Source organism: Mesorhizobium sp. B3-1-8 (genome assembly GCF_006439495.1).
GTDB lineage: Bacteria > Pseudomonadota > Alphaproteobacteria > Rhizobiales > Rhizobiaceae > Mesorhizobium.
In genome coordinates this window covers 37,781-51,401 of sequence record NZ_VFTK01000016.1, presented here as the reverse complement: position 1 = coordinate 51,401, position 13,621 = coordinate 37,781, and the positions used below count along the sequence as shown (strand labels likewise).

Below are 13,621 nucleotides of genomic sequence, written 5' to 3'. Positions count from 1 at the left end.
TCCGAAGGCCACATTGCACTAGCGGTTTGGTTCGGTAAAATGATATTTTACGGTGTTTCATTAACCCCTGGGTTAGTGGAATTCGAACCGATAAGCCGATCGTCAGGCGTGGTGCCGTGCTGCCTCGCGGATCGTCTGCAACAGGATGGTGAAGGCGGGCGAGGGCGCGGTGTCGGTGCGCATGGTCAGGCCCACCGGCCCCTTGGTCTCCGCCGTATCCACCGGCAAGGCGACGAAGGCGCCGCTGGCGATCTCATTGGCGACCACGCCCGCCGAGATGATCCATACCGCGTTGCTCTGGCGCATGAAGGAGCGGCCGAAGGAATCGGAAACGGTTTCGATTTCCGTGGCGGGCGCGGTCATGCCGTTGGTTATGAAAAGCCGGTCGACGAAAGGCCGGATGACGGATTCCCGCGTCGGCATCAGGACGGGAAACTCGTCGAGCCGCGCGAAGATGTCGGCGTCCGGCTCGGCCAGGGGATGTCCGGCCCGCACCACGAACAGCACCTGCTCGGAATAAAGGTGCTCGAAGAAGAAGCCGGTCATGTGCTCCGGCGCCGCGAGGCGGCCGACGACGAGATCGAGCGCGCCGACGCGCAGCTGTTCGAGCAGCACCGCATTCTCTCCGGTGACGATCTTGAGCGCGGCGCCGGTGTTTTCCTCGAGGAACAGGTTCATGGCGAGCGGCATGACCCGCGCCGATACGGTCGGCAGCGCGCCGATGCGGATCGGGTCGCGATTGAGGGCGCCGTCCTGGCGCACGGAATCGACGCCGCGTTTCAGCGCCGAAATCGCCGAGCCGGCATGTCCAAGGAAGATTTCGCCGAGACGCGTGACACGGATACCGCGCCCGTCGCGCTCGACCACGGCGACGCCGAGCGCTTCTTCGAGCTCACGCAAGGTCTTGGTCACGGCCGGCGCGCTGATATGCAGGAAGTCGGCCGCGCGCGCGACGCTGCCTTGCCGCGCGACTTCGAGAAACGCCTGAAGATGGCGGAAGCGGATCCGGCTTTCGGCCATGGTTCGATAACCTCAGAGTTAATGAAACGCCGCAAAATATCATTTTACCGAACCAAACCGCTCGTGCAATGTGGCTTCGGAGGATCGAAATCGTGCCATTCGTCAGCATAGGCGGCGTCACGCTGCATCACCGCCATATCGAGGCGCCCGGCACGTCGCGTCCGATCGTCTTCATCAATTCGCTGGGCACCGATTTCCGCATCTGGGACGACGTCGTCGCGCGGCTTGCTGGTGAAATGCCGATGCTGGTCTACGACAAGCGCGGCCACGGATTGTCGGACTTCGGCGGCGGCGTACGTTCCATCGACGACCATGTTGATGATCTGGCCGCCCTCATCGACCATTTCGGTTTCGACAAGGTCGTGCTCTTCGGCCTGTCCGTCGGCGGCATGATTGCGCAGCGGCTCTATACCCGCCATCCCGAATGTGTAGAGGCTCTGATCCTCAGCGACACGGCGCACAAGATCGGCACCGCCGAAAGCTGGAACACGCGCATCGCGACTGTCGAGCGCGACGGCATCGAGGCGATCGCCGAAGGCATCATGAAAGTGTGGTTCACGCCGCAATTCCATGCCAAGCGTGCGGCGGACCTGGCCGGCTGCTGCAACATGCTGACCAGGCAGGCACTGCCTGGTTACATCGGCACATGCATGGCGGTGCGCGATGCCGATTTCACCGACAGCGCGCGACGCATCGCGGTGCCGACGCTTTGCATCGTTGGCGACCAGGACGGTTCGACGCCGCCGGATCTTGTCCGCTCGCTGGCCGGAATGATCCCCGGCGCACGCTTCGAAGTGATCCGCGATGCCGCGCATATACCGTGCATCGAGCAGCCCGAAGCGCTCGTCACTCTGATCCGCGATTTCGTCGCCTCATTGCCTGAGGGAAAGTCTGCTCATGGATGATGTCACGAAGAACCGCTACCGTACCGGGCTCGAGGTCCGCCGCTCCGTGCTCGGCAGTCCGCATGTCGACCGCGCCGAGGATGCAGCGACCGATTTCGACCGGCCGTTCCAGCAGTTGATCACCGAAGCCGCCTGGGGAACGGTATGGGCGCGACCCGGCTGGTCGAAGCGCGAGCGCTCGATCGTGACGCTGGCGCTGCTTGCAGCGCTCGGCCATGACGAGGAAGTGGCCATGCATGTGCGCGCCACCGCCAATACGGGCGCCTCGCGCGACGACATCTGCGAGGCCTTCCTGCATGTCGCGATCTATGCCGGCGTGCCGGCCGCCAACCGCGCCTTCAAGATCGCCAAGCAGGTGTTCGCGCAGATGGACGGAGCCGATCATGGCTGAGGCCGGCTCCAACCAGGCGCCGGAAACCGGCGCCTTCTTCCAGCGCGACCGCCGATGGCATCCGCCGGCGTTGACGCCGAACTACAAAAGCTCGGTGCTGCGTTCGCCGCAGAAAGCGCTGCTGTCGTTCGACAACACGCTGTCGGAATTGACCGGCCCGGTGTTCGGGCATGCGATGCTCGGCGAGCTAGACAACGACCTGATCCACAATTTCGCCAGACCCGGCGAGAGCGCCATCGGCGAGCGCATCATCGTTCATGGACGCGTGCTGGACGAGCGCGGCAAGGGCGTTCCTGGCGTGCTGCTCGAATTCTGGCAGGCCAATGCAGGCGGCCGCTACCGTCACAAGAAGGACGGGTATCTTGCGCCGCTCGATCCGAATTTCGGCGGCTGCGGCCGCACCATCACCGGCGAGGACGGCGGCTACGCGTTTCGCACCGTCAGGCCCGGACCGTATCCCTGGCCGAACGGGCCGAACGACTGGCGGCCGGCGCACATCCATTTTTCCGTATTCGGCCACGGCTTCGCGCAGCGGCTGATCACGCAGATGTATTTCGAGGGCGATCCGCTGATCTGGCGTTGTCCGATCGTCGGCGGCATTTCCAACAAGGTCGCGGTTGAGGCGCTGATCGCGGCGCTCGATATGCAGTCGACCATCCCGATGGACGCGCTTGCCTACAAGTTCGACATCGTGCTGCGCGGGCGACGCTCGACGCTGTTCGAGAACAGGCCGGAGGGCAATTGATGACGCAGTCGCTCGACCGGCTGAAGGAGAGCCCTTCGCAGACCGCCGGCCCTTATGTGCATATCGGGCTGACGCCCAATTTCTGCGGTATAGGCGGCGTCTACGCGAGCGACCTCGGTTCGGCGATGGTCAACGGTGAGACCAAGGGCGAGCGCATCGAGTTGCGCATCCGCGTGCTCGACGGCACCGGCACGCCGCTCAAGGACGCGCTGGTCGAGATCTGGCAGGCGGATGCCGAGGGGCTCTACAATTCACCGGCCGAGATGCGCGGCGCCGCCGATCCAAACTTCCAGGGCTGGGGCCGGCAGCCGACCGACATGGAAACGGGCGTCTGCCTGTTCCGGACGATCAAGCCGGGCCGGGTGCCGTTCCGCGACGGGCGACTGATGGCGCCGCATATCACGCTGTGGATCGTGGCACGCGGCATCAATATCGGCCTGCACACCAGGCTCTACTTCTCCGACGAGGAGAAGGCCAATGCCGAGGATCCTATCCTTGCGCGCATCGAGCATCGCCTGCGCGTGCCGACGCTGATCGCCGAGCGTCAGGGCAATACCTACGTCTTCGATATCCATTTGCAGGGCGAAAAGGAGACGGTCTTCTTCGACAGCTGACCGTGGCCGCCATGACCGTTTCGCCCTTCGATCACCCGCTGCTTTCCGGCCTGCTCGGCGACGAAGAGGCGGCCAGGTATTTTTCCGTCGAAGCCGACATCGCTGCGATGCTCGCTTTCGAGCGGGCACTGGCCGAGGCGGAAGCCGAGTGCGGCGTCATTCCACGTGATGCCGCGGCAGCGATCGTGAAAGCACTGGGATCGTTCCGGCCGGATACGACCAAGCTGAAGGCGGGCGTCGCCAAGGACGGTGTGGTGGTGCCGGAGTTGGTGCGCCAGATCAAGGCTGCTGTCGGAGCGCCGCACGATACGCACGTTCATTTCGGCGCGACCAGCCAGGATGTCATCGATAGCTCACTGGTGCTCAGGCTGCGCGGCGCGGTCGACCATATCGGCCTGCTGCTCGGCGAGAACATCGTGCGCCTCACCGGGCTGGAACTGGACTTCGGGAGCCGCGAGCTCATGGCGACGACGCGCATGCAGCCGGCAATACAAATAACTGCGCGCGATCGGGTCGTTTCGTGGCGGGTGCCGCTTGAGCGTCACCAGGAGCGCTTGAAAGAGCTCTCGGGTCGGTTGCTAGTGGTTCAGTTCGGCGGCGCCGCAGGCACGCTGGAAAAGCTCGGCGGCAAGGCCGGCGCGGTGCGCGCCGCGCTTGCCGCCAAGCTCGGTCTTGACGATGCGCCGCAATGGCATAGTCAGCGCGATACGCTTGCCGAATTCGCCGGCTGGCTGTCGCTGGCGACCGGCGGTCTCGGCAAGTTCGGACAGGACGTCGCGCTGATGGCGCAGACGGGCTCCGAGATCAAGCTGTCCGGCGGCGGCGGTTCCTCGGCCATGCCGCACAAGCAGAATCCGGTGAAGGCGGAAGCATTGGTGGCGCTGGCGCGCTTCAACGCCACGCAGCTCTCCGGGATGCATCAGGCACTGGTGCATGAGCAGGAGCGCTCGGGCGCGGCCTGGACGCTGGAATGGCTCATCCTGCCGCAGATGGTCGTGGCGACCGCGGCCGCGCTCAGGCTTGCGGCCGAGTTGGCCGGACAGATCGAGAGCCTCGGTCATTGATGCGCACACGGGTCGCCATCATTGGGTCCGGACCGTCCGGCCTGCTGCTCGGTCAGTTGCTCGCCACCATTGGCGTCGAGACGATCATGCTTGAACGGTCGAGCCGCGAGCATGTGCTTGGACGTGTGCGCGCAGGTGTGCTCGAACAGGGCACGGTCGACCTGCTCGGCCAAGCGGGCGCGGCGGACAGGCTGCACGCCCAGGGCCTGCCGCATGCCGGCATCTCGCTCGCCTTCGATGGCCGCGCGCATCGCATCGACATGACAACGCTTACGGGCGGCAAGCATGTCACCGTCTATGGCCAGACCGAGGTGACGCTCGATCTGATGCAGAAGCGCGAAGCGGCGGGACTCCCGACCGTCTTCGAAACATCGAATGTCGCGCTGCATGATTTCGGCAGCGCGTCGCCCTTCGTCACCTACGACAAGGACGGCCTCACGCATCGCATCGACTGCGACTTCATCGCCGGCTGCGACGGCTACCACGGCGTCAGCCGCAAATCGGTGCCGGAAGGCGCTCTGAAGACGTTCGAGCGGCAATACCCATTCGGCTGGCTGGGCGTGCTGGCGGAGGTGCCTCCGGCCGACCACGAACTGGTCTATGCCAATCACGAGCGCGGTTTTGCGCTCTGCTCGATGAGGTCGCCGCAGCGCAGCCGCTACTATGTGCAGGTTCACGCCGACGAGCGCGTCGAGGCCTGGTCCGACGACCGGTTCTGGGACGAGTTGCGCGCGCGCCTGCCGCCGCGGATAGCGGCCGCCGTCACCACTGGGCCGTCCTTCGAGAAGTCGATCGCGCCGCTGCGTTCCTTCGTCGCCGAGCCGATGCGCTTCGGCAGGCTGTTCCTGGTCGGAGACGCCGCCCATATCGTGCCGCCGACCGGCGCCAAGGGCCTCAACCTCGCTGCCAGCGACGTGCGCTATCTGTTTGCCGGACTTCGCGAATTCTACAACGGGAAGTCAGAGGCCGGGCTCGACGCCTATTCGTCAAAAGCGCTGGCGCGAGTCTGGAAAGCGGTGCGCTTCTCCTGGTGGATGACGACGATCCTGCACCGTTTTCCCGAGACAGGCGAGTTCGGCCAACGCATCCAGGAAGCCGAGCTCGACTATCTCGTGCATTCCAAGGCTGCTTCCACGGCATTGGCCGAAAACTACGTCGGTCTGCCCTATTGATCCGCCTGGGCGGTCAGACCCGCTCCAGTGCGATGGCGATGCCCTGGCCGACGCCGATGCACATGGTGGCCAAAGCCAGCTTGCCGCCGCGCTCGCGCAGCTCGAGCGCCGCCGTGCCGGTAATGCGGGCGCCGGACATGCCGAGCGGATGACCGAGCGCGATCGCGCCGCCATTGGGGTTCACATGCTCCGCCTTCTCGGAAATTCCGACTTGGCGGAGCACGGCGATGCCCTGGGAGGCGAAGGCTTCGTTCAATTCGATGACGTCGAACTGTTCGGGTGTCAGGCCGAGGCGGGCGCAAAGCTTCTTCGTCGCCGGCGCCGGTCCGATGCCCATGATGCGCGGCGCCACACCGGCGACGGCACCGCCGAGGATACGGGCGATCGGCGTCAGGCCATGCCTCTTCGCGGCTGCCTCGGACGCGATGATGAGAGCGGCAGCGCCGTCATTGACGCCGGAAGCGTTGCCGGCAGTGACGCTGCCGCCCTGGCGGAACGGCGTCGGCAGTTTGGCCAGCGTCTCGATGGTGGTGCCAGCGCGGGGGTGTTCGTCCTTCACGACGATGATCGCGTCGCCTTTCCTTTGCGGGATGGTCACCGGCGTGATCTCCTTCGCCAACCGGCCATTGGCTTGCGCGGCGACCGCCTTGTCCTGGCTGCGTACCGCGAAGGCGTCCTGGTCGGTTCTGCTGACGGAAAAATCCTCGGCGACGTTCTCGCCGGTCTCGGGCATGGAGTCGACGCCATACAGCTTCTTCATCAGCGGGTTGACGAAGCGCCAGCCGATGGTGGTGTCGTAAATCTCGGCATTGCGCGAGAAGGCGGTGTCGGCCTTCGGCATGACGAAGGGCGCGCGGCTCATCGATTCGACGCCGCCGGCAATCATCAGCTTGGCCTCGCCTGATTTGATGGCGCGCGCGGCGATGGTGACGGCATCCATGCCCGAGCCGCACAAACGGTTGACGGTCGAACCTGGAATGTCCTGCGGGAGGCCGGCAAGCAGCAGCGCCATGCGCGCCACATTGCGATTGTCCTCGCCGGCCTGGTTGGCGCAGCCATAGATGACGTCATCGACGGCCGCCCAGTCGACGCCGGCATTGCGCTCGACCAGCGCCTTCAACGGAATCGCGCCGAGATCGTCGGCGCGGACGGAGGACAGCGCGCCGCCGAAGCGGCCGATGGGCGTGCGGATGTAATCGCAGATGAAGGCTTCGGTCATTTAGGCAGCTTTCCCTTTGGCGGCCCCTTGATGCGCCGCCTTGGTGCGGGCCTGCAGGTCGCGCAATGTCTTCAGCTCGAGTTCCGTCGGCGCCGGCGTCTCGTCAAGGGCCTGCTCGAACTTGACCGTCCAGCCACAGGTTTCCTGCACCTGCTCGCGGCTGACGCCCGGATGCAGCGAGACGACGGTGAATTCCTTGGTCACCGGGTCCGGCTTCCAGATGGCGAGGTCGGTGATCAGCAAAGTCGGGCCGGCCGTGTCGATGCCGAGGCGCTTGCGGTGGTCGCCACCGTCGCCATGACCGAAGGAGGTGAAGAAGTCGATCTTCTCGACCATGCCGCGCTTCGACTGCGCCATGTTGATGTAGACCTGCCTCGACGAGGTGGCGATCTCCGGCGCACCGCCGCCGCCGGGCAGGCGGGTCTTGGGATGCGCATAGTCGCCGATGACGGTGGTGTTGATGTTGCCGAATTTGTCGAGTTGGGCGGCGCCCAGGAAGCCAATCGAGATGCGGCCGCCCTGCAGCCAGTAGCGGAACATCTCCGGCACCGCGACGGTAGTGACCGCCGTCTCGCACAACTCGCCGTCGCCGATCGACAGCGGCAGCACGTCGGGCGCGGTGCCGATGGTGCCGCTCTCATAGATCAGCGTGATGTCGGGAGCATGCGTCAGCCGCGCGACATTACAGGCGGCCGACGGCGCGCCGATGCCGACGAAGCAGACATCGTCGCTTTTCAGCGCGCGGCTGGCGGCGATCGTCATCATCTCGTTCGGGGTGAGGCCCATATCCTTCGCGTCGCTCATGCGGCTTTCCTCAGATGCTCGACTCGACCGGCAAAGTCGTCCGCGTTGCTCTCGATGACGTTCTTCTGGATCCACGCCTGGAAGCGGTCGCGGTCGGCGGCGATCTCGTCCCATTCCAGATAGGCGGCATTGTCGCGCTCGTAATAGCCATGCGTGTAGGAGGGGTGCGAGCCGCCCGGCACGACGGAGATCGCCGCGATCGTCCAGTTCGGCAGCACGGTAAGATTGGGGTGGAGGTCATCGAAATTGTCGACCACTTCCTCGACCGTCACAACAGCGCGCTTTGCGGCAAGGACGGCCTCCTTCTGGATGCCGATGATGCCCTCGACCAGCACGTTGCCTTTCCGGTCCGCCTTCTGCGCATGGATGAAGGTGACGTCGGGCCGGATCGCCGGAACGGCGGCAAGCACCTCGCCGGTGAACGGGCAGGTCACGGATTTGATGTTCGGATTGACCGTGGCGAGACCGGCGCCGCGATAGCCGCGAAACACCGCGCAGGGCAGGCCGGCGGCACCCGCTTCATAAGCATTGGCCATGCCGGCGTGGCTGTGTTCCTCGACCTCGATGGCACGGGGAAAGCCGTTCTCGATGGCGTCGCGGGCGCGCCTGAGCAGGCCGACGCCCGGATTGCCGACATAGGAGAAGACGACCTTCTTCGCCATGCCCATGCCGATCATCTGGTCGTAGATCAGGTCGGGCGTCATACGGATCAGCGTCAGGTCGCGAAAGCCCTGGCGGATCGCCTCATGCGCGGCGGCGGTCGGGATCAGATGCGTGAAGCCCTCGAAAGCGACGGTGTCGCCGTCATGCAGATTCTCCGCGACCGCCTCTTTCAGCGGCAGGAACTTGACCATCTCCGGGCTCCGTGGTGCGAAAAGTTCGTATTGCGAACATGTGTTTTGTATGAGATACTTTTAACTCCAACCTTTGCATTGAGTCAACGCCGGCCTGGAGGCGCTCGTGGAAGAAGAAGCAATTTCACGCGACCATGTCGGTTCGCTGGAGCGCGGTCTGGCGGTGATGGAAATCCTCGCGCGCCACCCGGCCGGCATGACGCTGACCGAGATGGCAGAGGAGGCGGATCTCACGCGCGCGGGGGCCAGGCGCTTTCTGCTGACATTGGTCGCGACGGGCTATGCGACGCAATCCGGCCGGCTGTTTTCGCTGTCACCACGCCTTTTGACCGTCGCGCGGACCTGGCTCGGCGGTGCTTCGCTCTGGACCTTCGCGGCGCCTGTCATGCGCGAGGTGGCCGGCAAATTCGACGAAGCCTGCAACGCAGCCGTGCTGTCGGGCGAAGACGTCGTCTATGTCGCGCGCATCCCCGGGCGGCGAATCTTAAGCGTGGCGCTCGACGTCGGCACGCGGCTGCCGGCCTATTGCACGTCGATGGGGCGGGTGCTGCTTTCCGGCCTGTCGGCGGATGACTTGAAGACTTTCCTTGCTGAAGCGTCCATCGAGCGGCGGACGCCGAAGACGATCACCGGCCGCGCCGCGCTCGGCAAGGCCGTAAACAAGGCGAGGGCGGAGGGCTTCGCCGTCGTGGACGAAGAGCTGGAGCTCGGCCTGCGCTCGATCGCGGTGCCGATCGTCGATCGCGCCGGCCGCACAGTCGCCGCCATCAACGTCTCGACCCAGTCGGCGCGTTTCTCGGTCGAGGCGATGGAGCGCGACATCCTGCCGGTGCTGCGGAAGGCCAAGCAGCGCGTCGAGGAATTCTTCTTCGTTTGATGTCCAACCGACCCGTTGGGCCGAAGGCCGTTGACGGTTCATTTCAAATACGCTAATGAACAGGATTATACAGGTTCATTGAACAGGTATCGATATGGTCCGTCGCGCGATGCAGATCACTCCCGGCACGGGCAAGCCCGAGCAGATCGCAACGGTTCTGGAACATGAGATACGCTCCGGCCTGCTCGGCTTCGGCGACCGCCTGCAGAGCGAGAGCGAACTTGTCCAACGCTTCTCCGTCAGTCGCAACACGGTCCGCAAGGGGCTGGAGGAGCTGTCGAGCCGCGGGCTGATTACCACCAAGGTCGGCATCGGCTCCTTCGTGACCTTCGACGGCATGCCGGTCGATGACGCGATCGGCTGGTCGCGCGCGCTTGCCAATGCGGGCGCCAATGCCGAAACCCGAACCTTGCGGCTCGAGATCATCGAGGACGCGGGACTGGCGGCTAGGCTCGGCGTCGAGAGCTCGTCCTTCATTGCGGTCGACCGCGCCCGCACCAATGCCGATGACGGCCATGCAATCTCGATCGAGCGCAGCCGTCTGCCGCTGTCGCCCGAATTGGAAGACATACCCCTGCGCGGCTTGCGCGAAGGCACGCTGCATCAGACGCTGCGCGGGGCAGGGCTGGTGCCCGATCACGGCGAGGAGTGGGTCGATATCGAGATGCTGAGCGCGGCCGACGCCGCGATCCTCGCCTGCGCCCCCGGCACGCCGTTCCTGCGCACACGCCGCCTGACGCGCGCCGCCGACGGGCGCGCCATCGAATTCGTCACCAGCCTGCTCAACCCCGCGCATTTCGCGCTTCACCTGGAGTTCTGAGCATGGCGGCCGACGCGATTGATCGGGCAATGGGCGCACTGATCGGCGGGGCGCTGGGCGATGCGCTGGGCATGCCGACGCAGCTTCTGTCGCCGGCCCGCATCGCCGAGCTCTACGGCCATGTCGAGGATTTCGTCGCGCCTGCCGCCGACCACCCGGTGTCGAAGGGACTGCCGGCCGGCGCGATCACCGACGATACCGAACAAGCGCTGCTGCTTGGCCGCATCCTGGTCGAGTCCGGCGAGCGTTTCGACCATGCGCGCTGGGTCGGTGCGCTGCTCGACTGGGAGCGCGACGTCAAGGCGCGCGGCAGCTACGACCTGCTTGGACCATCGACCAAGCGCGCCATCGACGCCATCAACAGCGGCGTGCCGGCCGAAGAGGCCGGACGCGGCGGCGACACCAATGGCGCGGCGATGCGCATCGCGCCGGTCGGCATCATGATGCCGCCGGAGCCGCTCGATGCACTCGTCGCAAAGGTGGCGCAGACATGCCGGGCCACGCACAACACCTCGATAGCCATTGCCTCGGCTGCGGCGGTCGCCGCCGCGGTCAGCCTCGGTGTTTCGGGTGGCGACTGGCGGGCCGCTTCCGGCCATGCCGCCGCGGCTGCAAGACTGGGTGCGGTGCTCGGCCATTGGGTCACCGGCGGCGACATCGCCGCGCGCATTCTCTGGGCGCAGTCGCTCGTCCGCGGCAAGGCGGAGAAGGAAGCAATCAAGCTGATCGTCGACCTGGTCGGCACGGGCGTCGCCAGCCAGGAATCGGTGCCGGCGGCCTTCGCCGTGCTGGAGGTCGCGCAAGGCGATGCATGGCGGGCTGCGGTGATCGCGGCCAATCTCGGCGGCGACACCGACACGATCGGGGCGATTGCCGCGGGCATGGCCGGCGCCTGCGCCGGCCTGTCGAGGCTGCCGCAGGATCGCATCCCCGAATTGCATGGCATCGACATCGCGGATGTCCGCGCGCTGGTTGGGGATCTGGTCGCGGCCCGGACGGCCAAGACCGGTCCAGGCAAGGAGAACGCGGCGTGAGTGGGCGGCTCGTCCATGTCGGCAGCGCGGTGGTCGACTATGTCTACCGCATCGATGCCTTGCCGGCGACCGGCACGGAAAAGACCGCGACGAGCTACGCCCGCGTCGCCGGCGGCGGCTTCAACATGATGGTCGCGGCAAGCCGCAGCGGTATGAAGGTGGTGTTCGGCGGCCAGCTCGGCACCGGGCCGGACGGAGACTTCCTGCGCGCCGCCTTCGTGGCAGAAGGCATCGAGGCGCTGACGCCGCCGTCGCCCCTCATGGATAGCGGCAATTGTGTTGCCATGATCAGCAGCGACGCGGAGCGAACCTTCGTCTCGTGGCCGGGCGCCGAGAGCCGGCTCGCGCTCGACATGATGGCGCCCGTCCACGTCGTTCCCGGCGATTGGGTTTTCACCTCCGGCTATACGCTGAGCTATCCCGGCAGCCGTGACGCGCTCACCGACTGGATCGAGGGGCTGCCGGCCGACATTCCTTTGGTCTTCGATCCGACGCCGGTGATCGCCGATATTCCGCGGCCGATCCTGGACAGGGTGCTGGCGCGCGCGACCTGGCTGAGCTGCAACACCGACGAGGCCGCAGAGATTGCCGGCGCCGGCGACGCCCAAACCGTCGCCATCCGGTTGCTCGCCGAGCATTGCCCCAGAGCCGAAGGCGTCGTCATCCGGGCCGGCGCGCATGGCTGCCTGGTGCGCATGGCCGACGGCGGTACCCGCGCGGTGCCCGGCTTCGAGGTGGAGGCCGTCGATACCAATGGCGCCGGCGACACGCATATCGGCGCCTTTGTCAGTGGCCTGTCGCAGGGCATGCGCCCTTGCGATGCGGCCCGTTACGCCAACGCCGCCGCGGCCCTTTCCGTTACCCGCCATGGCGGGTCTTCGGCGCCGACCGATGAAGAGATCCAGGAGTTCCTGACCCAGCGCGGCGCAGCGACGGCCGCGCTTGGCCGAGCGGAAGCGACTTAACAAGCCCGTCAATCGGGCAAACAATGAGAGGAAAATACCATGCGCATGCCCAGACTGACCGCTTTTCTGACGGCCACCGCCGTCTTCGTCTCCGCATTCACGGTTTGTGTATTCCCTTTGGCAGCACAAGCGGCCGAGGAAGTGCATGTGCTCAACTGGAAGGGCTATGGCGCCGACGAGCCGTGGGCGGTCGCCAATTTCGAGAAGGCGACCGGCTTCAAGGTGGTCAACGACTTCTTCAACTCCGAACAGGAGATGCTGACCAAGATCCGCACCAATCCCGGTCTCTACGACGTCGTCATGATCAATGCCGCCTTCAACGACCAGGCGATGGCCGGCAAGCTGATCCAGCCGATCGACGTCTCGAAGCTTTCCAACTATGCCGACATCGCCAAGGACAAGGCCGGCTCGCCGATGCTCAACCATGACGGCAAGGTCTATGGCGTGCCGTGGGTCTGGGGCCTGACCGCTCTCGCCATCAATGACAAGTCCTTCGACAAGCCGCCGACGAGCATCGCCGAGATGTGGGACCCGGCGCATAAGGGCCGCGTCATCATCCGCGACGACGCCGTCGAGGCGGTGCAGTTCGGCGCGCTCGCTTCGGGGCAGAACATCAACGACATCAAGGATATGGAAGCGGTCAAGGCGAAGCTGACTTCGCTGATGCCGCAGATCAAGACCTTCTGGAGTTCGGAAAACGACTGGAACCAGATGGTCGCTTCCAACCAGATCGATATCGGCACCTATTGGAGCGGTTCGGCCGATCGCGCCAAGACGCATTTCAAGCTGCCGGTCTCGCTGGTCATCCCGCAGGAAGGCTCGGTCGCCTGGCTGGATGCGTTCTCGATTCCCGTCGGCTCCAAGAACGTCGCCGGAGCCGAGGCCTTCATCAACTACATGATCGACCCGAAATTCTATGTCGAATGGGTCACCAAGGTCGGCGCGCCGGTTTCGGCCAACACCAAGGCGGTCGATGCGCTGCCGGAGGACGCCTTCAACCGCAAGGTCATGGGCAGCCCGGATGTCGCCAAGCGCATCCAGTTCCAGGCGCCGATCACCGACGAGCAGCGCGAAAAATACCTGGCGCTGTGGCAGGAGCTGAAGGTCAACGTGAAGTAATCGGCGTCTTTCGGGGAG

General features: G+C 65.3%; 15 protein-coding genes. 11 read left to right on the top strand and 4 right to left on the bottom strand.

All coding sequences use genetic code 11. The annotated features are described in order from the left end of the window. Window positions 1-102: 102 nt before the first annotated feature. Window positions 103-1,020, bottom strand: coding sequence for a pca operon transcription factor PcaQ (gene pcaQ, locus FJ424_RS16460; protein WP_140656693.1), 918 nt, complete (start codon window positions 1,018-1,020; stop codon window positions 103-105). 68 nt (window positions 1,021-1,088) lie between these two features. Here pcaQ and pcaD point away from each other — a divergent pair, with 68 nt between their 5' ends. From pcaD to pobA, 6 genes are read left to right on the top strand one after another with little or no spacing between them, the layout of a single operon-like run. Beyond that, on the top strand, window positions 1,089-1,925 hold the full coding sequence (pcaD, locus tag FJ424_RS16455) for a 3-oxoadipate enol-lactonase (RefSeq protein ID WP_181182108.1): 837 nt from the start codon (window positions 1,089-1,091) through the stop codon (window positions 1,923-1,925). After that, window positions 1,918-2,316: a 4-carboxymuconolactone decarboxylase gene (gene pcaC / locus FJ424_RS16450; RefSeq protein WP_140640091.1), complete on the top strand. Its 399-nt coding sequence runs from the start codon at window positions 1,918-1,920 to the stop codon at window positions 2,314-2,316. The genes pcaD and pcaC overlap by 8 nt, the downstream gene beginning before the upstream one ends. Further along, entirely contained in the window at window positions 2,309-3,061 is a 753-nt protein-coding gene (gene pcaH, locus FJ424_RS16445; protein WP_181182109.1) for a protocatechuate 3,4-dioxygenase subunit beta, read from the top strand. Before pcaC ends, pcaH begins: the two co-directional genes overlap by 8 nt. Beyond that, on the top strand, window positions 3,061-3,675 hold the full coding sequence (gene pcaG / locus FJ424_RS16440) for a protocatechuate 3,4-dioxygenase subunit alpha (protein ID WP_140656707.1): 615 nt from the start codon (window positions 3,061-3,063) through the stop codon (window positions 3,673-3,675). The genes pcaH and pcaG overlap by 1 nt, the downstream gene beginning before the upstream one ends. Window positions 3,676-3,686: 11 nt before the next feature. After that, a complete protein-coding gene (locus FJ424_RS16435) occupies window positions 3,687-4,739 on the top strand; it encodes a 3-carboxy-cis,cis-muconate cycloisomerase (protein ID WP_140656715.1) in 1,053 nt (350 codons plus the stop codon). Continuing rightward, window positions 4,739-5,911: a 4-hydroxybenzoate 3-monooxygenase gene (pobA, locus tag FJ424_RS16430; RefSeq protein ID WP_140656721.1), complete on the top strand. Its 1,173-nt coding sequence runs from the start codon at window positions 4,739-4,741 to the stop codon at window positions 5,909-5,911. The genes FJ424_RS16435 and pobA overlap by 1 nt, the downstream gene beginning before the upstream one ends. A 13-nt stretch (window positions 5,912-5,924) precedes the next feature. On the opposite strand, the gene pcaF is transcribed toward pobA, so the two are convergent. The 3 genes from pcaF to FJ424_RS16415 are packed head-to-tail and all read right to left on the bottom strand — an operon-like array spanning window position 5,925 to window position 8,788. Further along, on the bottom strand, window positions 5,925-7,130 hold the full coding sequence (gene pcaF, locus FJ424_RS16425) for a 3-oxoadipyl-CoA thiolase (protein ID WP_140656728.1): 1,206 nt from the start codon (window positions 7,128-7,130) through the stop codon (window positions 5,925-5,927). Then, window positions 7,131-7,934, bottom strand: a complete 804-nt coding sequence (locus tag FJ424_RS16420) for a CoA-transferase subunit beta (RefSeq protein ID WP_140656734.1) — start codon at window positions 7,932-7,934, stop codon at window positions 7,131-7,133. Then, a complete protein-coding gene (locus tag FJ424_RS16415; protein ID WP_140656740.1) occupies window positions 7,931-8,788 on the bottom strand; it encodes a CoA transferase subunit A in 858 nt (285 codons plus the stop codon). The genes FJ424_RS16420 and FJ424_RS16415 overlap by 4 nt, the downstream gene beginning before the upstream one ends. Window positions 8,789-8,894: 106 nt before the next feature. Between FJ424_RS16415 and FJ424_RS16410 the strand changes: the two genes are divergently transcribed. The 5 genes from FJ424_RS16410 to FJ424_RS16390 all read left to right on the top strand — a co-directional run bounded on the left by FJ424_RS16410 (window position 8,895) and on the right by FJ424_RS16390 (window position 13,603). Beyond that, window positions 8,895-9,665: an IclR family transcriptional regulator C-terminal domain-containing protein gene (locus FJ424_RS16410; protein ID WP_140656744.1), complete on the top strand. Its 771-nt coding sequence runs from the start codon at window positions 8,895-8,897 to the stop codon at window positions 9,663-9,665. A 94-nt stretch (window positions 9,666-9,759) separates the two neighbouring features. Continuing rightward, window positions 9,760-10,485, top strand: coding sequence for a GntR family transcriptional regulator (locus FJ424_RS16405; RefSeq protein ID WP_140656750.1), 726 nt, complete (start codon window positions 9,760-9,762; stop codon window positions 10,483-10,485). Window positions 10,486-10,487: 2 nt separating this feature from the next. After that, window positions 10,488-11,519 carry an ADP-ribosylglycohydrolase family protein gene (locus FJ424_RS16400; RefSeq protein WP_140656756.1) on the top strand — a complete coding sequence of 344 codons (1,032 nt, stop codon included), beginning with the start codon at window positions 10,488-10,490 and terminating at the stop codon, window positions 11,517-11,519. After that, on the top strand, window positions 11,516-12,484 hold the full coding sequence (locus FJ424_RS16395) for a PfkB family carbohydrate kinase (protein ID WP_140656761.1): 969 nt from the start codon (window positions 11,516-11,518) through the stop codon (window positions 12,482-12,484). Before FJ424_RS16400 ends, FJ424_RS16395 begins: the two co-directional genes overlap by 4 nt. A 39-nt stretch (window positions 12,485-12,523) precedes the next feature. After that, the gene (locus tag FJ424_RS16390; RefSeq protein WP_140640069.1) at window positions 12,524-13,603 is read left to right on the top strand and encodes an ABC transporter substrate-binding protein; all 1,080 of its coding nucleotides are present in this window, start codon (window positions 12,524-12,526) and stop codon (window positions 13,601-13,603) included. Window positions 13,604-13,621 lie beyond the last annotated feature (18 nt).